The 26,465-nt window shown below is 32.7% G+C and carries 26 protein-coding genes; 16 read left to right on the forward strand and 10 right to left on the reverse strand.

The features are described from left to right. Window positions 1–112 precede the first annotated feature (112 nt). Window positions 113–1,009, forward strand: coding sequence for a septum formation inhibitor Maf (locus tag FLAK523_RS13545; protein WP_248904376.1), 897 nt, complete (start codon window positions 113–115; stop codon window positions 1,007–1,009). A gap of 67 nt (window positions 1,010–1,076) precedes the next feature. Here the strand turns inward: FLAK523_RS13545 and FLAK523_RS13550 are convergent, their stop codons facing one another. From FLAK523_RS13550 to FLAK523_RS13560, 3 genes are all read right to left on the reverse strand, one after another. Further along, the gene (locus FLAK523_RS13550) at window positions 1,077–1,841 is read right to left on the reverse strand and encodes an IS3 family transposase (RefSeq protein ID WP_248904378.1); all 765 of its coding nucleotides are present in this window, start codon (window positions 1,839–1,841) and stop codon (window positions 1,077–1,079) included. A gap of 100 nt (window positions 1,842–1,941) precedes the next feature. After that, window positions 1,942–2,337, reverse strand: a complete 396-nt coding sequence (locus FLAK523_RS13555; protein WP_248902299.1) for a transposase — start codon at window positions 2,335–2,337, stop codon at window positions 1,942–1,944. Between the two features lie 246 nt (window positions 2,338–2,583). Beyond that, window positions 2,584–3,195 (reverse strand): NUDIX hydrolase, encoded by a 612-nt coding sequence (locus tag FLAK523_RS13560; protein WP_248904380.1) that lies wholly within the window; start codon window positions 3,193–3,195, stop codon window positions 2,584–2,586. Window positions 3,196–3,202: 7 nt separating this feature from the next. On the opposite strand from FLAK523_RS13560, the gene pyrE reads away from it, so the two are divergent. Together pyrE and FLAK523_RS13570 are read left to right on the forward strand one after the other, a co-directional pair. Continuing rightward, window positions 3,203–3,847 (forward strand): orotate phosphoribosyltransferase, encoded by a 645-nt coding sequence (gene pyrE / locus FLAK523_RS13565; RefSeq protein ID WP_248904382.1) that lies wholly within the window; start codon window positions 3,203–3,205, stop codon window positions 3,845–3,847. Window positions 3,848–3,869: 22 nt separating this feature from the next. Then, entirely contained in the window at window positions 3,870–4,262 is a 393-nt protein-coding gene (locus FLAK523_RS13570; RefSeq protein ID WP_248904384.1) for an SRPBCC family protein, read from the forward strand. Window positions 4,263–4,352: 90 nt separating this feature from the next. On the opposite strand, the gene FLAK523_RS13575 is transcribed toward FLAK523_RS13570, so the two are convergent. Continuing rightward, entirely contained in the window at window positions 4,353–5,081 is a 729-nt protein-coding gene (locus FLAK523_RS13575; RefSeq protein ID WP_248904386.1) for a biotin--[acetyl-CoA-carboxylase] ligase, read from the reverse strand. 95 nt (window positions 5,082–5,176) lie between these two features. Between FLAK523_RS13575 and rsfS the strand changes: the two genes are divergently transcribed. From rsfS to FLAK523_RS13610, 7 genes are all read left to right on the forward strand, one after another. Then, window positions 5,177–5,548, forward strand: a complete 372-nt coding sequence (gene rsfS, locus FLAK523_RS13580) for a ribosome silencing factor (protein ID WP_248904395.1) — start codon at window positions 5,177–5,179, stop codon at window positions 5,546–5,548. A 15-nt stretch (window positions 5,549–5,563) separates the two neighbouring features. Beyond that, entirely contained in the window at window positions 5,564–7,489 is a 1,926-nt protein-coding gene (ftsH, locus tag FLAK523_RS13585) for an ATP-dependent zinc metalloprotease FtsH (RefSeq protein ID WP_248904396.1), read from the forward strand. Window positions 7,490–7,602: 113 nt separating this feature from the next. Next, window positions 7,603–8,199, forward strand: a complete 597-nt coding sequence (locus tag FLAK523_RS13590) for a lactate utilization protein B/C (protein ID WP_248904398.1) — start codon at window positions 7,603–7,605, stop codon at window positions 8,197–8,199. A 1-nt stretch (window position 8,200) separates the two neighbouring features. Beyond that, window positions 8,201–9,091, forward strand: a complete 891-nt coding sequence (locus FLAK523_RS13595) for a phosphatidate cytidylyltransferase (protein WP_248904400.1) — start codon at window positions 8,201–8,203, stop codon at window positions 9,089–9,091. After that, the gene (locus tag FLAK523_RS13600) at window positions 9,081–9,734 is read left to right on the forward strand and encodes a phosphatidylserine decarboxylase family protein (protein WP_248904402.1); all 654 of its coding nucleotides are present in this window, start codon (window positions 9,081–9,083) and stop codon (window positions 9,732–9,734) included. The genes FLAK523_RS13595 and FLAK523_RS13600 overlap by 11 nt, the downstream gene beginning before the upstream one ends. Then, window positions 9,734–10,003, forward strand: a complete 270-nt coding sequence (locus FLAK523_RS13605) for an acyl-CoA-binding protein (protein WP_248904404.1) — start codon at window positions 9,734–9,736, stop codon at window positions 10,001–10,003. Before FLAK523_RS13600 ends, FLAK523_RS13605 begins: the two co-directional genes overlap by 1 nt. 8 nt (window positions 10,004–10,011) lie before the next feature. Continuing rightward, window positions 10,012–10,788: a superoxide dismutase gene (locus tag FLAK523_RS13610; RefSeq protein WP_248904406.1), complete on the forward strand. Its 777-nt coding sequence runs from the start codon at window positions 10,012–10,014 to the stop codon at window positions 10,786–10,788. 270 nt (window positions 10,789–11,058) lie between these two features. Here the strand turns inward: FLAK523_RS13610 and FLAK523_RS13615 are convergent, their stop codons facing one another. Then, on the reverse strand, window positions 11,059–12,927 hold the full coding sequence (locus FLAK523_RS13615; protein WP_248904408.1) for an alpha-amylase family protein: 1,869 nt from the start codon (window positions 12,925–12,927) through the stop codon (window positions 11,059–11,061). Window positions 12,928–13,212: 285 nt separating this feature from the next. Here FLAK523_RS13615 and FLAK523_RS13620 point away from each other — a divergent pair, with 285 nt between their 5' ends. From FLAK523_RS13620 to hemN, 6 genes are all read left to right on the forward strand, one after another. Further along, on the forward strand, window positions 13,213–14,847 hold the full coding sequence (locus tag FLAK523_RS13620; RefSeq protein ID WP_248904410.1) for an OstA-like protein: 1,635 nt from the start codon (window positions 13,213–13,215) through the stop codon (window positions 14,845–14,847). A 196-nt stretch (window positions 14,848–15,043) separates the two neighbouring features. Continuing rightward, entirely contained in the window at window positions 15,044–16,234 is a 1,191-nt protein-coding gene (locus tag FLAK523_RS13625) for an aspartate aminotransferase family protein (protein WP_248904412.1), read from the forward strand. Window positions 16,235–16,383: 149 nt separating this feature from the next. Next, on the forward strand, window positions 16,384–17,778 hold the full coding sequence (locus FLAK523_RS13630) for a tetratricopeptide repeat protein (RefSeq protein WP_248904413.1): 1,395 nt from the start codon (window positions 16,384–16,386) through the stop codon (window positions 17,776–17,778). Window positions 17,779–17,892: 114 nt separating this feature from the next. Further along, window positions 17,893–18,636, forward strand: coding sequence for a shikimate dehydrogenase (locus FLAK523_RS13635; protein WP_248904416.1), 744 nt, complete (start codon window positions 17,893–17,895; stop codon window positions 18,634–18,636). Between the two features lie 210 nt (window positions 18,637–18,846). Further along, entirely contained in the window at window positions 18,847–20,805 is a 1,959-nt protein-coding gene (locus tag FLAK523_RS13640) for a DUF349 domain-containing protein (RefSeq protein ID WP_248904418.1), read from the forward strand. A gap of 181 nt (window positions 20,806–20,986) precedes the next feature. After that, window positions 20,987–22,351, forward strand: coding sequence for an oxygen-independent coproporphyrinogen III oxidase (gene hemN, locus FLAK523_RS13645; protein WP_248904420.1), 1,365 nt, complete (start codon window positions 20,987–20,989; stop codon window positions 22,349–22,351). Between the two features lie 180 nt (window positions 22,352–22,531). Here the strand turns inward: hemN and FLAK523_RS13650 are convergent, their stop codons facing one another. The 5 genes from FLAK523_RS13650 to FLAK523_RS13670 form a co-directional block, all read right to left on the reverse strand. Continuing rightward, the gene (locus tag FLAK523_RS13650) at window positions 22,532–22,765 is read right to left on the reverse strand and encodes a YdcH family protein (RefSeq protein WP_248904422.1); all 234 of its coding nucleotides are present in this window, start codon (window positions 22,763–22,765) and stop codon (window positions 22,532–22,534) included. An 18-nt stretch (window positions 22,766–22,783) separates the two neighbouring features. After that, window positions 22,784–23,485, reverse strand: coding sequence for a sulfite exporter TauE/SafE family protein (locus FLAK523_RS13655; RefSeq protein WP_248904430.1), 702 nt, complete (start codon window positions 23,483–23,485; stop codon window positions 22,784–22,786). 87 nt (window positions 23,486–23,572) lie between these two features. After that, on the reverse strand, window positions 23,573–24,022 hold the full coding sequence (locus tag FLAK523_RS13660) for a FixH family protein (protein ID WP_248904432.1): 450 nt from the start codon (window positions 24,020–24,022) through the stop codon (window positions 23,573–23,575). Window positions 24,023–24,092: 70 nt separating this feature from the next. Further along, on the reverse strand, window positions 24,093–25,511 hold the full coding sequence (gene ccoG / locus FLAK523_RS13665) for a cytochrome c oxidase accessory protein CcoG (RefSeq protein ID WP_248904434.1): 1,419 nt from the start codon (window positions 25,509–25,511) through the stop codon (window positions 24,093–24,095). A 53-nt stretch (window positions 25,512–25,564) separates the two neighbouring features. Continuing rightward, window positions 25,565–26,449, reverse strand: a complete 885-nt coding sequence (locus tag FLAK523_RS13670; protein ID WP_248904435.1) for a cbb3-type cytochrome c oxidase N-terminal domain-containing protein — start codon at window positions 26,447–26,449, stop codon at window positions 25,565–25,567. Between the last annotated feature and the right edge of the window lie 16 nt (window positions 26,450–26,465).

Consider the following 26,465-nt stretch of genomic DNA (forward strand, 5'->3'; position numbering starts at 1 on the left):
TAATTGAATATTAACAACATAAAACTTAAACAATTATTGTGTTTTGAAGAGTTTTTTGTAAATTGTGTTTCCTCATTTCTTGCGAATGGTTCCAAAATTTAAATCAAAAAAAATGAAACTCAAAACAACAATTATTTGCACTATTGCAGCATTCTGTTTTTCGGCCTGTTCTAAATCCCAAAATTCAATTGCAATTGAAAAAAGGAATGTTTCAGAAGAGTTTAAAAAATATTGGTATAATGGAGAAGCCGAAATATCAAGTTACCAACTTACACAAGCTCGCTATGGCGAATTGCGTGATGGAAAAGCGGTTATGATATTTGTAACAGAACCTTTTTCGAGAACCAAATTAGTAAAATCAGATAGTCCAACCGAAAAAGACGTGTCTGTCTTGAAACTGAATTTTACCAAAAACTTTGTCACGGGAATTTATCCGTATTCAATGATTACAAGTTCATTTTTACCTGTTTATGAAAACGAACACGCAATGAAAATTTCGACCAGTATTCAGGAATGGTGTGGACACGTGTTTATGCAACTCGAGAACAGAAACGAATTTGAATTGCAAATGCACTCCTATTTTGAAAGCGAAGGAGAACAAAAATTCAAACTTAAAAAAGACCATCTAGAAGATGAAATCTGGTCATTAATCCGAATAAATCCCGAAAAATTACCCATTGGAAAAATAAAAATGCTTCCCTCCTTTTTCTATTTGCGCTTAACGCATCAAAAAATTGAAATGCAAAACGTGGTTGCCACAAAAGAAAACTTGGAAAATAATATTTCCTGTTATACACTGGATTATAAAGACTTGCAACGGAACGTAAAAATATATTTTGAAAATAATTTCCCATACCGAATTGTGAAATTTGAAGAAACCTATCCCGATGGTTTTGCCTCAAAAAAAATGTTGACTACTACCGCTATACTCATTAAAAACATAAGAAGTGATTATTGGAAAAAAAATGGTGTTATTGATGAAAAATTTTATAAAGATTTGGGATTTTAAATAAATGTTCAATCAAATAAAGAATAAGACATTAGGTTTTGGGTATTGGGTATTTGCACGTCCCTAATTAAAGTTGACCGATTTCTATTAATTTATCATTGTCAAAAATAGTAATAATAGGCTTAGAAAAAAGAGGATTATTGAACCAATTATTTTCAAAATCAACAGGGCTTAATTTCCCTATGTTGTTATGAGGTCTCTTATTATTATAATGTTCAACTGCTCTATCTACATCCTTTTTTAATTGTTCAAATGTTTTAGGTTTCCAATGGTCTATATACTCTTCTTTTATTGTTCTGTTAATCCTTTCTGCATAAGCATTGTCTTGTCCTGACAATGCCATGCTGATTTCGCATCCACTCACTTTGAGAAGAGCTATATATTCATTGTAAATATACTGACTACCTCTATCAGAGTGGTGTATCATTGGAGCTTGATTGTTTTCTAATGCCATTTGCATTGCGCTTAAATTAGCAGTAGCTCTCATATGATTAGATAGTTGATGTCCAACGATTTTCTTTGTATAAACATCTATTATAAACACTGCGTAATAAAATCTTTCTCCAACATAAATATAAGTTATATCCGATTGCCAAATCGTCGACGGAGCATATACAGACATTGACTTTATTAGATTCGGAAAATAAACTTTCACAGAAAACGTTGTTCTCCTGTAATTTTTATGCCTTTTTATCCTGAACCCTAAATCCATAAACGTATCGATAAATCTATCTCTTCCTATGAAATTAGGACGCAAAGCATAATACATTTTCTCAACCCCACAACCAGGGGGTGTTCTTTCCTTAGTTCCTCTGCTTCTAAAATCAGACATTCTATCTTTCTTTCAAAAGCAACCTGTCTTTTTGAATACTGATTAACTGCTTGCTTGCTTATTTCAAGTGTTTCGTAAAGCTGATTTAAAGAAAAACTTATTACTTTCTGGTTCTCAACGAACCAGCTGATTGTGGGGTGTTGGAGTTTTTTTTTATGTCGATATTAAATTCATCTTTAGCTATATCAATCATCTTTTCGAGATAATCAATTTTTATTTGCTTCTGACCAACCGCTTGTTCAAGTTCTTTTATCTTGAGTTCTAACTGTTTTAGCTTATCAATGTTACTATCTTTCATTTCTACAACTCTAATTCCTTTTTCATTAAAAGTAGAAAATTTATAAATCCAATTGTAGATTGTAACGTTATTTACTCCGTAAAGTCGTTCTAATTGCAGAACACTATACTTCCCGCTTTCGTAAAAACTTACGATTCCTTTTTTAAACTCTTCCGAATAAACTCGGAGTTTCCTAATTTCTTTTAAATTTGCATTCATATAACTTGACTTTTGTGGTCAACCTATATCAGGGAAGTACAGATCACTGAACACTGATTACTGAACACTGAATACTGACCACTGATTACTGAAAACTGACCACTGATTACTGACCACTAAACGCGCGTGAAGGATAGAAGCAATCCGCCACAGCGGAGCGGATAGCCTGACAGCCGTTAAGAAAAGGGGCTTATAAACACTGTTTTTATAAGCCCCTTTTCTTAGCTGGTGACACGCCCAAAAAATTTAAATTTTGGGATGCAAACTTTTTTCTTCTTCAAACAATAGTTTGATATTTTCATACGAGTTTTTCAATGCCTCTGGAATATCTTCGGGTTTAAACCAGGCCACTTTTTCAATTCCTTCGTCTAACTGTCCTTGAGGAATTCCTTCGAAATCAGATTGCATTTCGAACCAATGCGTTATTTTGAGTTTAAAAACACCATTGCGTTTAAAAACATGATACGTTTTTTGAAGTTTATTTGTAATTCGTAGTAAATTTACACCTGTTTCTTCTTCGACTTCTCGCATTGCGGTGCCTTCAATTGATTCCCCTTTTTCGGTTCCGCCTTTGGGTAAATCCCATTTTCCGTTTCTAAAAATGAATAAAACTTCCCCTTTTTTATTATATACCAAGCCTCCACCCGCTTTATTTACGGGGATTTTAGCTTTCAAAGTTTTCATAATTTCTTTTTCATCAGGATGATAAAGACTTGCCTGATGAATTTTATTTTGATAAATTTGAACTATAAGCTGCTTGATATCAACACTTTCTAACAAGAATATTTGAAAATCTGTTTCTTTGGAGATTTTATTTGTCAAAAAAAGTGGTTTGTCGTTCACAAAAACTTTATACATTTGTATTATGATTTTTAATAAAGATACAGCCGAAAAAACAGCCGAATTGCTTTTACAAATAAATGCAATTAAATTGAATCCAGGAAATCCTTTTACGTGGGCTTCCGGATGGAAATCACCTATTTATTGTGATAACCGCCTAATCCTCTCATTTCCAACGATAAGAAATTACATAAGAGATGAGTTTTCTAAAAATATTGAAAAACAATTTGGAAAACCAGATGTTATTGCCGGTGTTGCCACTGGAGCAATAGGAATTGGAATACTAGTTGCTGAAAGTTTAGGGTTGCCATTTGTATATGTGCGTCCAGAAGCGAAGAAGCATGGTAGACAAAACCAAGTGGAAGGATTTTTGCAAAAAGGTCAAAATGTTGTCGTAGTCGAAGATTTAATCAGCACAGGAAACAGTAGTTTGCTTGCGGTTGAAGCTTTACGTGCAGCAGGTGCAAACATTAAAGGAATGGCAGCGATCTTTACCTATGGTTTTGATGTAGCTGAACAAAACTTTAAAAATGCAAACCTTGACTTATACACATTGAGTAATTATCAGAATTTGTTGAATTTAGCGGTTGCTAAAAGCTACATTACTGAAAAAGAAGAACAAACTTTGAGAGAATGGAGCGTTTCTCCTTCTACTTGGGATATTGTTTAGAAATTAAAAACAAACAAAAAAGATGAACTTAGAAAGTCCTAAAGTAAACGTTGAAAAATCAGCGCAAGAATTATTCAATCTATTGACTGATGTAAAAAGTTTCGAAAAATTAATGCCTGATAACATTGCGAAATTTGAAGTAATTGGAGACGATGCTTTTATTTTTGGATTAAAAGGTATGCCGGAAATTAAATTAAAAATGAAGGAAAAAGTAGCGCCAAATAAAGTAGTTCTTGGAGCAGCTAGTGATAAACTTCCTTTTACTTTGACGGCAAACATTGATTCAATTTCAGATAATTCAAGTGCAGTGAAATTAGATTTTGAAGGGGACTTCAATCCTATGATGGCAATGATGATAAAAGGACCAATTGGTAAATTTATCGAAACATTGGCAACAAATATGGGGAAACTATAAACCCTTTTTTAAAAGCGATATATAAAAATCTTTTGGTTCAACCCAAAAGATTTTTTTTTTATTTATTCCCTTTCCAATCCTTAATAAAGATTAATACAACATCTGGATTTCCTTAATACTATATTCTGACACCGTTTCATCTTCTAAAAGAACCTGAAGTTGGCCATAAGGGGAAACACCCTGAATAATTCCCATAAAAGTATTGTCTTTATTATCCCTGAAAGGCATGGGAATTCCTTTTTTGAAAAGAAAATTGGTATAAGTTTGCCATAAAGAATCAGCCTGTAAATTTTCTACAATTAAAAGCTTTTCAAACTTTTCAACGATGGAAATAAGCAAGGCTTCTTTATCGAATTCTGTCTTACAAATAACAGCTAGAGATGACGCTTTAGGAAGATTTACAAAATTAATTTGGTTAACATTCAGCCCTAAACCAATAATTGAATTGACAGTTCCATCACTTTTTATGCTGTTTTCAATCAAAATACCGCCAATTTTAAAATTATATGACATTATGTCGTTCGGCCATTTTATAGTTAAAGCAGGAATATTTAATACTTCTAACACCTGAATTACAGAAATTGCTACAGCTATATTTAAATTATATATTTGGTTAATATCTGAAAGACTATTTTTAACAAAAGCACTCATTACTAGATTTTTACCTACCTCAGAGTTCCAAACTGAGCCCATTTGCCCTTTACCTTTAGTTTGATTTTGAGCAGTAACAACAGTGAAATTTTCCAGTTCTTGTTTATTCGACAATCCTTTTAGGAATTCATTAGTTGAATCTATGGCATCGAGTTTGATTAGTTTCATTGACGGTTTTTAGTGTATCTGAATTTAATATTTTGTTAAGGTTCAAAAATAATCACAAAAAATGGTAACTTTACAAACTTATTTAAAAATAATTCATGGCAAAAAAGACTATAAATAATGATGCTTTATTAGCGAACATTATTAAAGGGATTGAAGAGGTAAAAGGAAATGACATTGACATTCTTGACTTAAGAGAAATAGACAGCGCAGTATGCGACTATTTTATTGTATGCAACGGTAATTCAAACACACAGGTTAACGCAATTGTTAACTCTATTCAAAAAACAGTTTCTAAGGAATTAAAGGACAAACCATGGCACGTGGAAGGTTCTGATAATGCGGAATGGGTTCTTATGGATTATGTTCATATTGTAGTTCACGTATTTCAAAAACACATTCGAGAATATTACAACATCGAAAGTTTGTGGGGAGATGCTAAAATCACTAAAATAGAAAACAAATACTAAAGAAAGACACTTCGCATGGCTAAAGATAATAATCAGAATCCGAATAAATTTAAAGTAAGTCCTTGGTTAGTTTATACTGCAATTTTACTTATTTTTCTATTTATAAGTTTTATAACCGGCAGTTCAAGTTTACAAGAACCATCTCAATTGACATCTTCTAAATTCAATGTGTTTTTAGAAAAAGGCCAAATTGAAAAGGTTATTGTATATAATAAAACGGAAGCCGAAGTGTTCCTTAAAGCTGATGCTCTAAAGGATAAAGATCATAAAAAAGTATCAAAAGATATTTTTGACAGACCTAATAAAGGTCCGCATTATACTTTTGACATTGGTAATGATCAAATTTTTCAAAACAAATTAGAAAAAGCGGTTAGCGAAGGAAAATTAAAAGATTTTAATTTCTTGGCAAAAAGCAATTGGTCAGATATTCTTATCAGTTTACTACCTATCATAATCATAATTGGTGTTTGGATCTTTATTATGAGAAAAATGTCAGGTGGTGGCGCAGGTGGAGGTGGTCAGATTTTCAATATTGGAAAATCTAAAGCCAAACTATTTGATGAAAAAACCGACATTAAAACAACTTTTAAAGATGTTGCTGGATTAGAAGGTGCTAAAGAAGAAATACAAGAAATTGTAGAGTTCTTGAAAAACCCTGAAAAATACACCAACCTTGGTGGTAAAATACCTAAAGGTGCTTTACTTGTAGGGCCTCCTGGAACAGGAAAAACCTTATTAGCAAAAGCTGTAGCTGGAGAAGCTCAAGTTCCATTTTTCTCTTTGTCAGGTTCTGATTTTGTTGAAATGTTTGTTGGTGTTGGTGCTTCACGTGTACGTGATTTATTTAAACAAGCAAAAGAAAAAGCGCCAGCAATTATTTTCATTGATGAAATTGATGCTGTGGGTAGAGCTAGAGGAAAAAGCAATATGTCAGGTGGTAATGATGAAAGAGAAAACACTCTAAATCAATTGTTAACTGAGATGGATGGTTTTGGTACTAATTCTAATGTAATTGTATTAGCTGCTACAAACAGAGCCGATGTATTAGACAAAGCATTAATGCGTGCAGGTCGTTTTGACAGACAGATTTTTGTGGATTTACCAGATATTCGCGAGCGTGCCGAAATTTTCAAAGTGCATCTTGCACCATTGAAAAAAGTGGAAGGACTTGATACAGACTTTTTAGCAAAACAAACTCCGGGATTCTCAGGAGCTGACATTGCTAATGTGTGTAATGAAGCGGCACTTATTGCAGCACGTTACAACAAAACAGCTGTTGACAAACAAGATTTCTTAGATGCAGTTGACAGAATTGTAGGTGGTCTAGAAAAGAAAAACAAAATTGTAACTCCAGCCGAAAAGAAAGCAATCGCTATTCATGAAGCAGGACACGCAACTGTAAGTTGGATGCTTGAACATGCTGCTCCACTTATCAAAGTAACTATAGTTCCTAGAGGACAAAGCTTAGGTGCTGCTTGGTACTTACCAGAAGAACGTCTAATTGTTCGTCCAGATCAAATGCTGGATGAAATGTGTGCTACTATGGGAGGAAGAGCCGCTGAAAAAGTAATATTCAATAGAATTTCTACTGGTGCTTTAAGTGATTTAGAAAAAGTAACTAAACAAGCGAGAGCTATGGTTACTATTTATGGTTTGAATGATAAAATCGGAAACGTAACTTATTACGATTCGACTGGTCAAAGTGAATATAATTTCTCTAAACCATATTCTGAAGAAACTGCTAAAATCATTGATACAGAAATTTCTATATTGATAGAAAGTCAGTACCAAAGAGCAATTGATATCTTAGAAGAAAACAAAGACAAATTAAATCAGCTAGCTGATATCCTAATAGAAAAAGAAGTTATCTTCAAAGATGACCTTGAAGCTATTTTTGGAAAAAGAACTTTTGATGCTAATTTGGAAGAAGTAGTGTCGTAACTTTAGATAAAATCTAAATATTTTTAAAATCTTAATTCAAAAGCTACTTTTGAATTAAGATTTTTTTATCTTTGAACGTTTTCAATTACAATCTAAAGTACCCAAACAACTATATGAGTCTTTTCAGCAAATTTTTTGGTTCTATTAATCCTGCTTCAGAAGAAGAAAAAGAAAATGACATTTCTTCTCCAGATAACGCTATGTCTATAGACGAACAGTTTATTTTTAACTTCAAAAAAAATGGAGGAAAGTTTTTATACTGCGAAAATATAAAGGAAATAGAAGAACAGTTTGAAAATATACTGGAAGAAAATGACTGGTATGAAAGTGAGGTTATGTGTTACGACCCTAAACTTTTTAAATTACTAGAGGATAACAAATTAAGCCACTCTGGATCTTTATCCCCAAAATTCATTTTTGCGAGTTGTGAAAATTTAATTGCCGAAGAAGGTTCTATTTTGTTTTCTTCAAAGCAAATCAAACAACACAAGCCTAACGAATTGCCTACGAATATTGTAGTGTTTGCAACTACAAGTCAAATCCTTGCTGTAAAAAGTGATGGTTTAAGCGCAATTAAAAAGAAATACGAAAGAGATTACCCAACAAACATTACCACTATAAAATATTTTGAAAAAGCAAAGGAAGAAGATTTTACCCAATACGGTAGTTCGGCTAAAAACCTTTATTTATTGCTTTTAGAAGATCTATAAGATGAACGAAACACTCAAGAGAGCAATATCTGGTGCTGTTTACATTGCCTTGTTATTAGCTTCTATCCTATTTTCTACTGAAAGTTTTATTACTTTATTTGGTATTTTTCTAGTCATTGCAACTTATGAGTTTTGCAGTTTAGTTAAAATCAATAAAATTTTCCCACTTATTTTTGTTTCCCTTTTTTATACAAGTATCACTTTGATCAGTTATTATAAAATTGAAACTGAAAGATTTATTAATGGGTTTCTTGAAGAAAACATAAAGCTTACTGTCAACATAAATCTTATTGATACTATACTTCTTCTATTTACATTGATGGTGTCTTTAAAATGTATTGTACTTTTATTTGATGACACCGTTCAATCCTTAAGTAAAACAACAAAATATATTTACTTACTAGGGTATATTGTAATGCCATTCGTTTTTATTACAAAAATTTCATTCGGAATTAAAGACTATAATCCAAAAATCATAATTGGATTATTCATTCTTATATGGACTAATGATACCTTTGCATATATAGTGGGAAAATCCATTGGAAAGAATAAATTATTTGAACGTATTTCTCCTAAAAAAACCATCGAAGGATTTATTGGAGGAGTTGTATTTGCTGTTTTTGCAGGTTTTTTAATTTCGAAATTATACATTAGACCTAGTGCTCATTTTAGCAACAAATCGGTTATAATCTGGACAACCATCGCTTTAATTGTGGGTATTTTCGGGACAATTGGTGATTTAATTGAATCCAAATTCAAACGTATTGCTGGAGTAAAAGACAGCGGAAAGATAATGCCTGGTCACGGAGGTGTTTTAGATCGTCTAGATAGTGTTATCTTTGTAGCACCAATTATATTTTTATTTTATCAAATTTTAAACTATGTTTCATAAAGAAGGAACCAAAACTATTCTATTAGGAATAATTTTCACATCGATTGTACTTTTATTGGCTGACAATTTTATTGAGGCAGCAGGACTTAAAATGTTAGTTCAACTATTTGCGTTAGCAATTTTGATTATCATTTTACAATTTTTCAGGAATCCGAAACGTACGGTTATTATCAATGAAAACCACATTCTTGCTCCTGTTGATGGAAAAGTGGTTGTTATAGAAGAAGTTTTTGAAAGCGAATACTTTAAAGATAAGCGTTTGCAAGTTTCAATTTTTATGTCACCTATCAATGTGCATGTAACTCGTTACGGACTAAGCGGTCTTGTGAAATTCAGTAAATACCATCCTGGTAAGTTTTTGGTTGCTTGGCATCCAAAAGCAAGTGAGGAAAATGAGAGAACGACAATTGTAATCGAGAATAAAACTTTTGGTGAAGTTTTATACCGACAAATTGCAGGTGCTTTGGCACGTAGAATTGTAAATTACGCCGAAGAAGGAATGCAAGTTGTTCAGGGAACTGATGCCGGATTTATTAAATTTGGTTCAAGAGTAGATATCTTTTTTCCTTTAGGAACTCCTATAAATGTAGTTCTTAATCAAAAAGCTATTGGTGGAAAAACTATTATTGCAACAAAAGGTTAATGACTGAAAAAGATTTAGATAAACGATTTCAGGAAGCTTTTGAAATAGCTTCCAAAATGAGTCAGGCATCTTTACCACAAGATGTACAGCTACGTCTTTATGCTTTTTATAAACAAGCCGCCTTTGGTACATTAGAACCAAGACAGCCTTCCACTTTTCATTTAAGAGACGCTTTCAAGACAAATGCATGGATGCAAATAAGTCATCTTAGCTCTGAGGAAGCAAAGGAAGAGTATATAAAAATCATTAAATCTCTTTTGAAAAAATAATGATTACTATGAAAAAATATTTTTTTTTAATATCTAATTTACTTTTAATTACATTTTTAATTTCTTGTAATAACAAGAAATATACTGAAGTAGTTGAAGTGCCTTTGCCTACTGCCCAGGAAAAAGTAACTATTGGTTTTGCAGAAGATGTAAAGGCTGAGGAAGGTTCGTTTCAATTAGAAAAGCTACCTTATACCTACGATGCTTTAGCACCTAGTATCTCCCCTCTTACATTAGAAACTCATTATTCCAAGCATTATCTAACCTATACCAATAATTTAAATAAAGCAGTAGCAGGAACTGAATTTGAGAATAAACGTATCGAAGAAGTTTTAGCAACATTAGATGTAAATAATACTGAGTTAAGAAACAATGCAGGTGGTTATTACAATCACTCTTTATACTGGAAAAGTATGGCTCCTAATACTGGAGGCGTACCTAATGATACATTAGCTTCAATTATTAAAAGAGATTTTGGGTCATATGAAAATTTTGCTTCTCAATTTAAAAACGAAGCGACAAGGCAATTTGGATCTGCATGGGTATGGTTAGTGGTAAATAAATCTGGTAAACTTCAGATTACAAGTACACAAAATCAAGACAATCCTTTAATGAGAAACGCATTGGTACCAGGAACACCAATTCTAGCTTTAGACCTATGGGAACATGCTTATTACTTAGGTTTTCAATACCGACGTAGAAGTTATATCGATTCCTTTTTTGAAGTCATAAATTGGAAAAAAATTACTGAGAACTACCAAGAGGCTGTAAGAAGAAAATATTAGTTTTAATATCATAAATCAAAAATGCTGATGTTGTACCCACAGGTATATCATCAGCATTTTTCTATTTAATCAATCCTTATATTCAGCAACTACCCATTTTTAAGGGTCTGTAAAATCTTGTGTTTGATTAAAATACAGTTAAGCGATACTTTACCATACTTGAAAAACACGAAAACTTAATTTTGTTGATGCATCCCGAAGTCTAAAGTTGTATCATTTATTTTATAAGTTTTACACAGTACAGTTGAAACAAACTTTTACATTTATTCTTTACAATTGCAATATAAAAGATTCAGAAGGGGCAATATTAATTTTCACTTTCCCTTCTCCGTTTTCTATTTTCAAAATTGCAGAATGTTTTTTATACAACTGATCTATTACATTATAATTACCGTTTTTTAAATTCCACTTTTTAATAATGTCAGCAGGTAATATCAGTTCGAATGCACTGGTAGTATCCGCAGAAAAATTAGTTACAATGATTAATTTTTCAGTCTCAGACCAACGGGAATATGCGTAGATTCCTGAATCATATCCTTTTGTTTGCTGACGGTTTATTGTTTGGATTTCTTGAAAATCACCCATTAAAGCAGTACTGTTTAAAGAAAAGTTGAGAAGCCTTTTATAAAAATCACGAAGTTCTTTTTCGTTATTAGTCAGTTGGCCACCATCAAACTTGCCGTTATTCATCCATCGCTGATGATTAGGCACACCCACATAATCAAAAATTGAAGTTCTGGAACGCGTTCCAAAACCAGCATTTTCATTCCCAGCCTCCCCTACTTCCTGACCAAAATAAATCATCGTAGGTGATGAGCTTATAGTTGTGGAAACTACCATTAAGGGTTTCCCTTTCTCAGGAGAACCAGCAAATTCCGGACTTGCTAATCGTTGCTCGTCATGATTGTCTAAAAAGTGTAACATATGATGCTCAATATCTTTCATATTCTTTTGAATATCTGACAATCCATCAGGCAAAGATTTACCCTGAATCACCTCTTTCAACTTATCATACGTTTCTACTTTATCATACAGGTAATCCATTTTACCTAGGTGAATATAATTACGATACTCTTTTGGATTATACACTTCAGCTAATAAAAAAGCATCTGGATTACTTGTCTTTATTGCAGAGTTCATATAACTCCAAAATTCGTAAGGAACCATTTCAGCCATATCATATCGAAAACCATCTACTCCTTTAGCTGTCCAATACAAGGCAATCGATTTAAATTTTTTCCAAGAATCCGGAACCTCTTTATTCTTCCAAAACTCAAAATGCTCTTTAAACGATTTAATATCATATCCCGAAGGAAGTTCCGGAAAATCTTTAGAACCGTCAAGACGAACTCCGTAGTTTACTTTTACCGTTTCATACCAATCATTTTGATCAGGCTTAGATAACTTCGAACCATTACCGGTCCATTTTGCAGGCACTTCATTAAATTTACCATCACTTAATATATGTTCTTCTCCGTTCAAAGGTTTCTTAGTGTCAGGAACTTCAAATTTAGAATTTGGTATATAATAGAAATTATTATCTTTCTTGTATTCAACCGACACATCATCATTAGCACCAAAATCAGAAACCCCAACAGGATTATTCCTTCCTTCGTATTTACGGGCAATGTGGTTAGGGACAATATCAATAATCAGCTTTAGACCTGATTTATGGGTACGGTCAATTAGCGCTTCAAACTCTTGTAACCTATTTGCTGGATTAACAGCCAAATCTGGATTTACATTATAATAATCCTTGACAGCATAAGGTGAACCAGCTCTACCTTTAACTACATCAGGATCGTCATTAGTAATTCCAAAAGCAGTATAATCCCTCACTAAAGCGTGATGCGGAACACCAGTATACCAAATATAGGAAACTCCCAAATCCTTTATTTCATTAAGTGCTTTATCCGTAAAATCATTAAATTTCCCAACGCCATTTTCTTCTATGGTCCCCCAAGGTTTATTGGTCGTGTTTTTATTTCCAAATAAACGCGTAAAAACCTGATACACTACTATTTTCTTTTCAGATGAAGTTTTACTTTTATCCGAAGTAATAATATTCTCTTTTGTTTTACAGGCAGCTGATAAAAGTGCAATGCTAATTCCTGCAACAATAATTGATTTCCTTATCATATAAAATGCTTTATTCAATTTGAATTCCTATTATGATAATACATACTTATATGATTATCATTTTTTAAATTTAATCTAAATTTTGAAACCAACTCCCGATAACCAACATCATACCAAAAGAAATCCATCTAAAAACAATACTACAACGAGAGAGTTACACTTTTTGTTAATAAGTAAATATGATGATTCCATCTTACAACCCTCATTTATTTGCGTTCATAAATAAATGATAATATCGATTCAGGTTGTTTCCTTTTTCATAAATTTGACAAAAATTAAAATCCATTGAAGAAATTACTGTTTTTCATCTGTTATAGTTTGATAGTATTAGGTTCCAATTCAATTTTGGCACAAACACCAAAAAAAATCATTGTTGAACACTCTGATTTTGCAGATGTAAATGAAGTCGAAATCCCTGATGCCTTTTTGTTAACCGGAAATGTACGGGTTAATCATGACGGTGTAGTCTTGACTTGCAATAAAGCCTATTTTTTCAAAAAAGAAAACTACATCAAAGCCTTTGGTAATGTGCAATTGGTTCAGGGTGACACACTATATTTAAACAGTAGATATGCTGAATATAACGGAAACTTGAAACAAGCCTATGCTACTGGAGATGCTGTGATGAGTTCACCAGAATCTACATTAGCTACTGACACCATCAACTTTAATAGAAACACACAAGAAGTTTTTTATAATTCACAGGGAACCATTACTAGTAAAGAGAATACCTTGCGTTCTAAGTCTGGGAAGTATTATGTCGCTCAAAAGAAATTTCAATTCTTGACAGCAGTGACAATTACAAATCCTACCTATGTCATAAAATCTAATCATTTGGATTATTACAGTAATTCTGGGCATTCTTATCTTTTTGGTCCATCTACAATTACCAGTAAAGCCAATTATATTTATACCGAAAAAGGGTTTTATGATACCAAAAAAAACTTAGCCCATTTCCTGAGGAAATCCTATATAAAATATGACGATCGGCTCATAGAAGGCGATAGTTTGTATTATGATCGAAACAAAGAATTTGCATCGGCAACAAGAAATGTAAAAATAACAGACTCCATTAATCGTGGTGTTATTAAAGGTCATTATGCCGAGATTTTCAAAAAGAAAGATTCTATGTTTGTTACCAAAAGAGCGGTGGCAATCAATTTTGTCGAAAACGATTCGGTATACATTCATGGTAAAAGACTAATGGTAACAGGAAAAGAAGGGGACCGAATTATTCGTGCCTTCAATAATGTACGTTTTTACAAAACAGATATGAGCGGAAAATGTGATTCTATTCATTCGAGCTCAAAAAATGCCTTGACAAAACTAATTGGTAATCCAGTACTTTGGAACGGAAAAAACCAGATAACGGGTGATATTATGCATCTAATAGGTAATAATAATTCGCAAGAATTGGACTCTCTAAAAGTCCTTAACAATACATTTCTGGTCTCGAAAGACACCCTTGGAACCGGATTCAATCAGGTAAAAGGACTGAACCTCTTTGGGAAATTTGAGGAAGGAAAACTTCGGGATGTGGATATTATAAAAAATGCCGAAGTAATTTATTTTATGAGGAACGATGATAATGAACTCATAGGTATCAATAAAAACGTAAGCAGTAAAATCAATCTTTTATTAGAAGAAAATGGAGTGGAAACGATTACTTTTTTCAACCAAGTTGACGGAGAAATCTATCCAGAGAAAGATTTGCCCGAAAACGCAAGAAAACTTCGAGGCTTTGTGTGGCGAGAAGATGAACGCATAAAATCCAAAGACGATATTTTCCCTGCCGAAGAAAATGAGCTAAATGACAAATTAGTCAAGGAAGCCAAAATCGAAAATGACAAAAAGAATGTTCCTATGAAAATACGCAAAGAAACATTGAACTACGATAAGAAGAAGGGGAAGAAAAAGTGATTAGTAAGCAGTGGTCAGTTTTCAGTGGTCAGTCACAGTTTGCAGTTATCAGTAGCAGATTTTAGATTGTAGTCCCGATAGCTATCGGAAACGAGTTTTAAATAAGCCCGAATAAACACCTTTAATAACCTAGCGAATTTTTCTGAAAATTTTGCGTCCCGATAGTAAACGGGATTGCGATTAAATACATAAAAAAGTGAATCAAGATTTTATAAAATACCAAGCCCAAACATCACCCTATCCATTAGGAATGGAAGTGTCTTATGCAAAAGGTTCCTATATATACGATATAAACAACAAAAAATACCTGGATTTTGTGGCAGGCGTTTCGGCTTGTACCCTTGGACATCAACCTCCCAGAGTAAACCAAGCCATCAAAGACCAATTAGATAAATATTCTCACGTTATGGTTTATGGAGAATACTCTCAAAGCCCAGCTGTAGAATATTGCAAACTAATGGCCTCTTTACTGCCTGAACCATTAGACAAAACATATCTAGTAAACTCAGGAACCGAAGCGATAGAAGGGGCTTTAAAACTAGCAAGACGAGTTACAGGAAGAAGTCAATTGATTTCTTGCCATAATGCATATCATGGAAACACAATGGGTTCAATGAGCGTGATGGGATTTGAAGACCGTAAACAGGTTTTTCGCCCGCTGATCCCTGATGTTGATTTTATTACTTTCAATAATGAAGCTGATATCGAAAAAATAACCACAAAAACTGCAGGAATCATACTGGAAACCATTCAGGGTGGTGCTGGATTTATAGAACCACACAATGATTTTCTAAAAAAAATAAGAAAACGCTGTACTGAAGTTGGTGCCCTAATGATTCTAGATGAAATTCAACCAGGATTTGGACGAACTGGAACTCTTTTTGGATTCCAAAATTACGATGTCATTCCAGATATTGTAGTTATGGGAAAAGGAATGGGAGGCGGAATGCCTGTTGGAGCTTTTACCGCATCAGCGGCAATGATGGATTTATTGAGTGACAATCCAAAACTGGGACACATCACAACCTTTGGAGGCCACCCTGTCATTGCGTCAGCTTGTCTGGCTACGTTGCAGGAAATAACTGAAACCGACCTAATGGTCAAAACTTTAGAAAAAGAAAAACTCTTTAGATCACTTTTGGTACATCCTTTGATAGAGGAAGTTAGAGGAAGAGGGTTAATGCTTGCAGTAATAACAAATAGTGCAGACATAACAAATGAAGTGATATTAAAATGCCAAGACAAAGGTCTTATTTTATTTTGGTTGCTCTTTGAAGGATGTGCTATAAGAATTACCCCGCCGCTTACAATTTCAGATGATGAAATTCGTGAAGGTTGTGCAATTATGCTAGAAGTGATGAATGAAGTATTGAATGAAAAAAAATGAAGTTTTCCACTTCAAAAACATTCAATTATATAGGTTAATTACCCATTCAAAATTTGTTAATTAAATTGTTCACAACAATTCCAAATTTTCCTCACAAAAGCAGTAAGGATGCCTAACTTTATTTAGGCCAAATTCTAAAAAAAAAAGATATGCAATTAAGCAACGAAGAAGAAGATTATAGCTTATCTCTATCCAAATTTGAGTCCATGTTGAAAACCAACAAAGTGCTCTTTTTTGACTCAGAAGAGTTTGAAGAAATTATTCTTCATTATATAGATATGGGTAAAGCCGCTTTAGCTAAAAAAGCATTAAAACTAGCCCTAGACCAACACCCTAAATCAACAGGATTGAAATTGGTTCAGGTAGAAATGCTTATTTATGACGACAAACTCGAAATAGCCGAAAAATTACTCAATGAGTTATATGCTATTGAACCCACAAACGAAGAAATTTTCATCCAGAAAGCTAATATTTATTCTAAGAGAGATCAGCACGAAAAAGCAGTTGAATCCTTAAAAACCGCTTTAGAGTATACTGAGGATTATGCTGATGTGTACAATCTAATAGGGATGGAATATCTGTTTATGGATAATCTAGAAATGGCAAAAGAAAGTTTCATCAAATGTTTAGAAGAAGATTTCGACGACCAATCTGCATTATATAATGTGGTATATTGTTTCGAATTCTTAGATCAAAACGTTGAGGCAATCTCCTATTTGAATAAATACATTGACAAGAACCCTTATAGCGAAATTGCTTGGCACCAGATGGGGCGTTTGTATTACGGAATAAAAGATTATGACAATGCCATTCGTGCTTTTGATTATGCTACCCTAATTGATGATGAATTCCTTGGCGCCTTTATGGAAAAAGCCAAAGCATTCGAACGCATTAAAAAATATGAGGAAGCTATCGAAAGCTACAATAGAACAATTGAATTAGATGACGCAACTTCATATGCTTTGCTTCGAATAGGAAAATGCTATGAGAAACTAGGTAATAAAGTTCAAGCACTGAAATATTTTAACAAAACAGTTCACGAAGATCCACTTCTTGACAAAGGTTGGATTGCCATCACTGATTTTTATATTCGTCAAAAGAACTTCCAGAAAGCGTTATTTCACGTTAATAAAGCTTTACAAATCGACAATCAAAACCGTTTGTATTGGAAACGTTTTGCTACTATAAACAAACAGATGAATTTCTTTGAAGAAGCGGAATTTGGTTATAGAAAAGCAGTGGAATTTGGTGATACTGAATTAGACACCTGGTTATTTTGGGTTGACTTACTTCAGTTTTTAGGGGAATTTGAAAGTGCCATACAAACTTTATTACAGGCAACGGAATATTATCCTGAAGAAAATGAAATAGAATACCGTCTGGCTGGATTGTACTTTATGTTACAAGACAATACCAAGGCAAAATTTCATTTAAGTAATGCTATGCGTCTTAATTTTGACAACTATATTCTACTAGAGGATTTATATCCGGTTGTATGGTCTAGAAAAATGGTGCAAAACTATATTGCTAAACATAAAAAATAAAACTGCTATTTATATTAATTAGTTAATTTTATAACTTTTACACAAATTTCACAGATTTACACTTATTAATTGGTGTGAATTCGTGAAATTTGTGTTTAGAAACTACACTACTCGATGTCAAAAAAACGCTTTGGTTTACTAGGAAAAAATATAAGTTATTCCTTTTCGAAAGGATATTTTACTGAAAAGTTCAGTACTGAAGAATTAGCAGATTGCACCTACGAAAATTTTGACATTCCAGTAATTAATGATTTTGTTACACTCATAAAAGAAAAACATCAGGAAATATATGGAATGAATGTCACCATTCCATATAAGGAAGCCGTGATGCCTTTTTTGGATAAATTATCAAAAAAAGCAGCATTAATAGGCGCTGTAAACACCATAAAATTCACTCGAAAAGGGCTATTAAAAGGCTACAATACTGATTATTACGGATTTAAAAAAGCACTCAAACCGCTATTACAACCCCATCATAAAAAAGCATTGATTTTAGGAACAGGTGGAGCATCAAAAGGAGTGGCTTATGCACTTGATGAATTAGATATTAGGTATCATTTTGTTTCTAGAATACCAAATGAATATTCGATAAGTTATGACCAAATTAATGCAGATACTTTTGACGAATACCAAATCATAATTAACTCTACTCCAGTAGGAACCAGTCCAAACATTGAGGACGCTCCATTACTGCCTTACGAGTTCTTTACTGAACAACATATTGCTTTTGATCTAATTTATAATCCTGCCGAAACGGCTTTCCTAAAAAAGGCTAAAGCACAAGGAGCACAAATAAAAAACGGATTAGAAATGCTTGTTTTTCAAGCAGAAAAATCCTGGGAGATATGGAATAGATAACATTTATAATTTATCTAAACTAAAATATCAAATTAGGTTAAAAACAGGTAAATAATTAAAGTCACAACATAATTATAAACATTTATTACATTTAAATAAAATTTCCGCTTCAACATAAAACGACTCTAAATAGGTGATTTGTTTTGAATTTCAATACTGCTTTACTATCTTTCGTGTTCGATATAATTAGAAACCTTAAACATTGAAAAAATGTTAGAAGAAATGAACGATAACCTGCAAACTGCAGATGGAAATTTAGCAAATGATTCAAATGAATCAGCACAAGCAGAAACAGTAATGACTGAAGAAACTTCAATAGAAGCTCCTCAAACGGAAGCTGTTGTGGAAAATGACAATCAAAATGCTTTGAATTCTATTGAAGATTCAAATGCTGAGGAAAGTGAAGACGAGACTTTAAAGGAACGTCACGACATCCCGATGCAGGATTATGATACATTTACAATGGATGCTCTAGTAGAGGAATTGAAAAACTTAGTTTCTACGGAAAAAGTGATGTCTGTTAAAGACCATGTGGAAGAAATTAAAAAATCTTTTTTAGCAAAATTCAATCATTTCATTGAGGAAAAAAAAGAGGAATACCATACTGAAAACCCAGACACTACTGAGGATTTTCAATACCATTCTCCTTTAAAATTAAAATTTGACCAATACTATTCTCAGTTTAGAGATAATAAAAATACCCATTTCAAGAGTTTGCAAACGAACCTGAAATCAAATCTTGAAATCAGATTAGCCATTGTTGAAGAATTAAAAGAGCTAATCAACCCACAAGAAAACATCAAGGATACCCTAAAACATTTTAATGAATTAAGAGAAAGATGGAAAACCGCGGGTTCGATTCCAAAAGATAAATACAATCACGTATGGAACAACTACCATTTTCATGTGGAGAACTTCTATGATTATTTACATCTTGACAGAGAAGCGAGAGACCTGGATTTCAAACACAATCTAGAACAAAAACTTAAAATTATTGCTCGTGTTGAAGAGTTAGTAAATGAAGCTGACATCAATAAAGCATTTAGAGAATTACAAGATTTACATAGAATCTGGAAAGAAGACATAGGTCCTGTTTCTAGAGAAAACCGAGATGAAATTTGGAATCAATTTAGTGATTTGACTAAAAAAATGCACGACAAACGTGAAGTTTTATTCGAAAAACTAAGAGGGACTGAGCTAGAGAATCTTGAAACTAAAAAAGGGATTATTGCTGAGATTGATGTTCTGGCAACCGTAAAAGTAAATTCACATTCTCAGTGGCTAGTTCAAATTGAAAAAGTAGAATTATTGAGATCTAATTTCTTTGCAGCTGGAAAAGTACCTTCGGATGTTAATGAAGAAACTTGGTTAGCTTTTAAAAATTCTGTTAGAAATTTTAATTCATTCAAGAACTCTTTTTACAAAGACATTAAGAAAGATCAAAACGAAAATTTAAGTAAAAAAACAGCTCTTGTCACTAAAGCTAAAGAGTTACAAGAAAGCACTGATTTTGCAGCTACAACTCCTGTTATGAAGCAAATTCAGGATGAGTGGAAGAAAATAGGCCATGTTCCTAGAAAATATTCTGACTCAATCTGGAAAGAATTCAAAGATGCTTGCAATCATTATTTTGATAAATTAAAAGAGCATCAAAACGAAGAAAACAGTGAGGAAATAGAAGCTTTCGAAAAAAAGAAAGCTTACTTAGAAACATTAAGAGAATTTCAATTGACTGGTGATCACAAAACGGATCTTGATGCCATCAAATTACATATTGAAACTTGGAAGTCTTTTGGGAAAGTACCTTTTACAAGAAGACATATCGAAGGGAAATTTAATAAAATATTAGATGCTCTATTTGATAAATTAAGTTTAAGTAAGAAAGAAACTGATATGATGCGATTTGCTAATCGCATGGATCATTTATCTGAAAACAACGATACTCGAAAACTAGAAAACGAAAAGATTTTCTTAATGCGTAAAATTGATGAAGTTCAGAATGAAATATTCCAATTGGAAAACAACATTCAGTTTTTCACTAATACAAGAAATGCTAAAAAAGAGAATTCAATTGTTTTAGAAGTACGTAAAAACATTGCAATCCATAAGGAAAGCCTTGATTTATGGAAGGAAAAGTTAAAGCAACTAAGAAATCTAAAATTAGAATAACACTTATAACAATATATAATCAATCCCTCGTATTAGAAATTAGTACGAGGGATTTTTTTTATAAAACCAACTCAACAGCAACTTTTAATTAGAATCCCATTTATAAAAAAGGAATATGACATTTATCATTTCAACTTCTCACGAGTAGGAGTAATTTTGATTAATGAAAAATGTTGATACCATGAAAAACTCTCTTTTACAGAAATACAATGTACCAGGTCCTAGATATACAAGCTACCCTACTGTACCATACTGGGAAGAAACTGATTTCACCAATCAAATTTGGTTAGAAACACTCAAAAAATCATTTATAGAAAGCAATTCTAAGGAAGGAATAAGTTTATACATACACTTACCCTTTTGCGAAAGCCTATGTACCTTTTGTGGCTGTAATAAGAGAATCACAAAAAACCACGATCTTGAAAACCCATATATAGAAGCCGTTTTAAAAGAATGGAGTATGTATTGTAATATTCTGGAAGAGAAACCAAAGGTGAAAGAAATCCATTTAGGTGGAGGAACACCTACGTTTTTTTCAATAGAAAATCTAGAATATTTAATTAATGGGGTTTTCTGTACTGCTGAAAAAGCAAAAGATTATGAATTCAGTTTTGAGGGACATCCTAACAATACTACTCGTGCACATTTACAAAAATTATACGATTTAGGTTTCAGAAGAGTCAGTTTTGGAGTTCAGGATTATTCAGAAAAAGTGCAGAAAGCGATACATAGAGAACAACCTTTCCATAATGTAGCCAAAGTTACTCTTTGGGCCAGAGAAATTGGTTATACTTCGATAGGACATGATCTCATTTTTGGTTTGCCTTTTCAGGAAATTGAAGATATAGTGGACACAATTGAGAAAACAAAATCATTACAACCGGATCGATTAGCATTTTATAGCTATGCTCATGTACCCTGGATAAAAGGAAACGGGCAACGCGGTTTTAAAGACGAAGACATTCCAAAAGACGAAAAGAAAAGAATGCTTTACGAAATAGGTAAAGATTTGTTGTATAAGAATGACTATCACGAAATAGGAATGGATCATTTTGCCTTAAAAAAAGATAGTTTATACGATTCTTTTCAAAACGGCAAACTGCATCGTAATTTTATGGGATACAGTTCATCAAAAACACAACTTATGATTGGATTAGGAGTTTCTTCAATCAGTGACAGTTGGTATAGTTTTGCTCAAAATGTAAAAAAAATAGAAGAATATTACGAGTTATTGAAGAACGATATGCTTCCCGTTTTTAGAGGGCATCTATTGACTGATGAAGACCTCATCATTAGAAAACACATTCTGAATTTAATGTGTAAGTTTGAAACTACTTGGAAAGACAAATCAAATTATTTCAAAGAAATCCCAGAAATATTGATTCAATTAAAAGAAATGGAAAAAGACGGATTCTTAATTATGATAGAAGACGGAATTCAGGTGACTGAAGCAGGGAAACCTTATGTGCGAAACATTTGTATGGCATTTGACCTTCGTCTCAAAAGAAAAGCTCCTGAAACAGCTTTGTTTTCAATGACTATTTAATAAAATATAAACGTTAACAAATATTGACAAAAACCAGAATTATATTATTATAAAATCAGACACAATCCCAGTAGTTTATAAAGATTTATCTATATAAACTAATGGGATTTGTATTTAGAAAACAAAAAAGCTTCAATAAATAAAATTGGCAAAATCAGCTTTTTTATAATTTTAGTGTTTTTAGTTGTCTTCTAATATTGAGGTTATTTCATCCTTTATATAAAGAAATTTTGCTTTCTGAATATAGGCATATTCATCTATGGCAATATCAACACCAGTATTAATACGGTGAATTTCATGTTCCAATACGTGATATTGGTCAAATAACTCCCTGAAGTGAGAATTATAGATTTTTAATTGATGAATTTTTTCCTTATGCTCAGGGAACTCGTGTAATAAATCATGTCTTTCCATAAAAATAATTTTAAAATGTTAATGACAATTAGGTTGCTCTTGTACAAACAAACTCATATTACTAGGCGAAATGTAAGGAATCCCTAACCCTAACCCTCTTAAAATAAATAATACACCAATAAGGATGGCGACATAAGGAATTAGTTTTTGAATTTTGTTTCGAATGGGAATCGTCAAATAGGAATTAATATATACAACACTACTCATCATAGGAACAGTTCCTAAACCGAATAAAATCATATATAAAACACCAAGACTTTCACTTTGCATAGCAATTGAACCAAACAAAGCTACGTAAACCATTCCACATGGCAAAAAACCATTCAATAAACCTATGATAAACAACGACTTATAACTCTTGTTTCTAAATTGACTCCCTAAAGCAGATTTGATTTTAGAAATCAATTTAAAGACTGGTTTTGAAAAATTATAGTTAGCGAATATTTTTTCTGGAACCAGAATAACCACAATCATGGCAACACCTATAAAAATGGATAGGTTTTGTTGTATTCCTGCCATAAAAAAACCTTTTCCAAGCATTCCAAAAACGAAACCAATACTTCCATAAGCAGTCAATCTGCCTAAATGATACGTTAGAATTTGAGTGACTTTTTTAGCCTGATTGCTTCGATCTACGGGTAACATCATAGCAATGGGACCACACATTCCTATGCAGTGAAAACTACTGATTAAACCGAAAAGAAAAGCGGTGTAGAGCATTTTTTTTTAGTTAGGAAGTTAGGAGTTATGAGTTAGTAAAACGTCGATGGTTATGACAAGACACCCTTAAACTTTAAACTTTAGACCTTAATCTATATAAATAGTTTCTTTAGTAAGGTATGACTTTCCGTTATATTGCCATTCCATATTAAGGTCCCAACGGCCGCCTACCAAATTTGATTTAGGTATGAGCAAAGATGGATTAGAAAGCGAAATAAGTATTTCGAAATCTAATTTTTTGTTAGACGGCCTGTAGAGGGACACTTTCCCTTTAATCTTTTTAATATCATAAACTGCAGGAAATTCAATGGTAATCCCTGCTGCTGTTTTTGTAATTATTGGTTTTTGATCTAAATCCTGTGCATTTTGAACACGTACCATTTCTTCGCCAAAGCGCGCGTCTTTCTTGTAATATTCTTCAACAACCAATTCATTATCGTATTTAGAATTAGACTGTACTTTGATAACAAAATATAAGATAAAAGACATAAACAATGCTATCGCTATGACTATTCCTGTTCCCCAATTAATTTTCATTTTTCCTTATTTTATTCGAAGACTTCTTCTTCATTAAAAATTCCGACTAATTTACAAAATGTATAAATCTCTAATCAAAACTCCTCGGGCTGAGGAAATTTGTTGTTGTTGATTCTATTTTTTTATCCCCTTCATAAACTTCTATTAGAAGTTTTGTTTTATCACTTTCTAATAAGTTTTGATTAATTTCCACAAATAAAGTTCCGCTATTCATTTCTTGTTTAGCCACTTTAAACTTCTGATTTCCCACCACTTTTAAAGTTCCCTTGATACTAACTAATTTAAAATGAATATCATTGAAGTCATTATTCGTTTTATTGATAATCTTGAACGTATAAATATTACTTATGTTTTCTCCTTTGTGCTGGAATAACTGCCCCGGCAACCTTAGAATTGTGGCCTCTACATCATTTCTTAAAAACAACAAACCTAATAATACCCCTACCAAAATAGCAAGTATTGCGGTATACCCCTTCATTCTTGCTGTAAACCTAAACGGAGTTTTTTTCTCTATCTCGTCTTCAGATGCGTAACGAATTAATCCTTTAGGCAAACCAACGCCTTCCATAATCGTATCACATTCATCGATACAGGCCGTACAGTTCACACATTCTAACTGAGTACCGTTCCTAATATCAATACCTGTGGGACAAACATTCACGCATTGTTTACAATCAATACAATCTCCTTTACCAGATAATTCTCTATCTTCTTTTTTATTGAACTTGGCTCTACCTTCCTCTTTTTCACCACGTACAAAATCATAGGCGACATTGATGGATTTATTATCGAGAAGAACACCTTGCAATCTACCGTATGGACAAGCAATAATACAAACTTGTTCCCTGAACCAAACAAATATAAAATAGAAAACTCCGGTAAAAATAAGCAGCGCTATCAAAGTACTGACATTACTTTCAGGTCCTTCTTCTATCATTTTAAACAATTCATCAGAACCGATTACATAGGCCAGAAAAACATTGGCGATAGCAAAAGATATAATTAAAAAGACAGTCCATTTTAAGCCTTTCTTTTTTATTTTCTCCGCATTCCACTCTTGTTTTTCTAATCGGATTTGTGCGCCTCTGTCTCCTTCGATCCAATATTCAATTCTTCGAAAAACCATTTCTAAGAAAATCGTTTGTGGACAAATCCAACCGCAAAATATCCGACCAAAAATTACCGTAAACAGGATCACAAAAACGACGGCTACGATCATAAAAATCACAAAAATATAAAAATCCTGTGGCCAGAAAGGGAACCCGAAAATGTTAAAACGGCGTTCATATACATTAAACAACATAAACTGATTGCCATTGATCTTTATAAACGGATTAGCAACAAGAATAATCAGTAAAACATAACTAACCCATTTTCTATAGTCATAAAACCTTCCAGATGGTTTTTTAGGGAAAATAAATTTCCTTTTTCCCTCTTTATCGATTGTACCTATGGTATCTCTAAAAGCTTCATCCGGTATTTTTGACATTTTTTTTGTGTTTTCTCGAACTCGATTCGATATTTTTAAGCTTTATATGCTATTTACTCTTGATCATCAACCCAAACTTCACCCTCAGCTTCTTTTGCGTCTTTTGGATTACTGCCTAATAGAGATATTATATAACTAGACACTTTTTGCATCTCTTTTGGTTTCAACGTACCTTTCCAGGCAATCATACCTTTTCCATCACGTCCACCATTATTTATAGTATGAAAAATGTTTTTTATACCTCCACCTAAAATCCATTTATCATCTGTAAGGTTTGGACCTATTTGCCCACCACCGTCAGCTCTATGGCAAGCAGCACAATTCATTTCAAAAAGTGACTTTCCTTCAGCTAAATCTGCTGGTTCAGTAAGTAGGGTAACTGTTTTTTCATCCATTAAATCAGGAGCAGTTTTCATATATTCTGCAACATCAATTTTGGCTTGAGCCAATTCTTTTTTGAGTTCCATTTCCTGATTATCTCCATCCATTATTTCAAAACGGACAAAATAAATTGCTGAGAAAACAATAGAAGCATAGAATAAATAAACCCACCATGGCGGTAAATTATTATCTAATTCTTTTATCCCATCATAATCATGTTCTAATAAAACACTTCCTTCATCTTCAATAGGCGCTGTTTTAGTAAGACTCTGCATTAAATTTATGTACCAAGCTTTTTCCTTGAAACTCAATTTACTTTCTTCTTCTAATTCATTCTTTTGATCATCTGTCAGTAACTGATAGGTAATATTATCAATTGCTTTAACAGTGATTTCGATTGCTATTAAAAGAAACAGAAATACGAATAAGAACACTGATACCATTGGGTATTTTATAAATGCAGGACGATCACCTGAGTCGATAAAATATTCCATTGCGCTTAAAACAATGAAGAAAATTAGCGGTACTCTTACATAAGCTGGAATTAATTTTTTCATTTTTAATATTTTGAAA

It is taken from the genome of Flavobacterium sp. K5-23, assembly GCF_023278045.1.
Lineage (GTDB): Bacteria > Bacteroidota > Bacteroidia > Flavobacteriales > Flavobacteriaceae > Flavobacterium.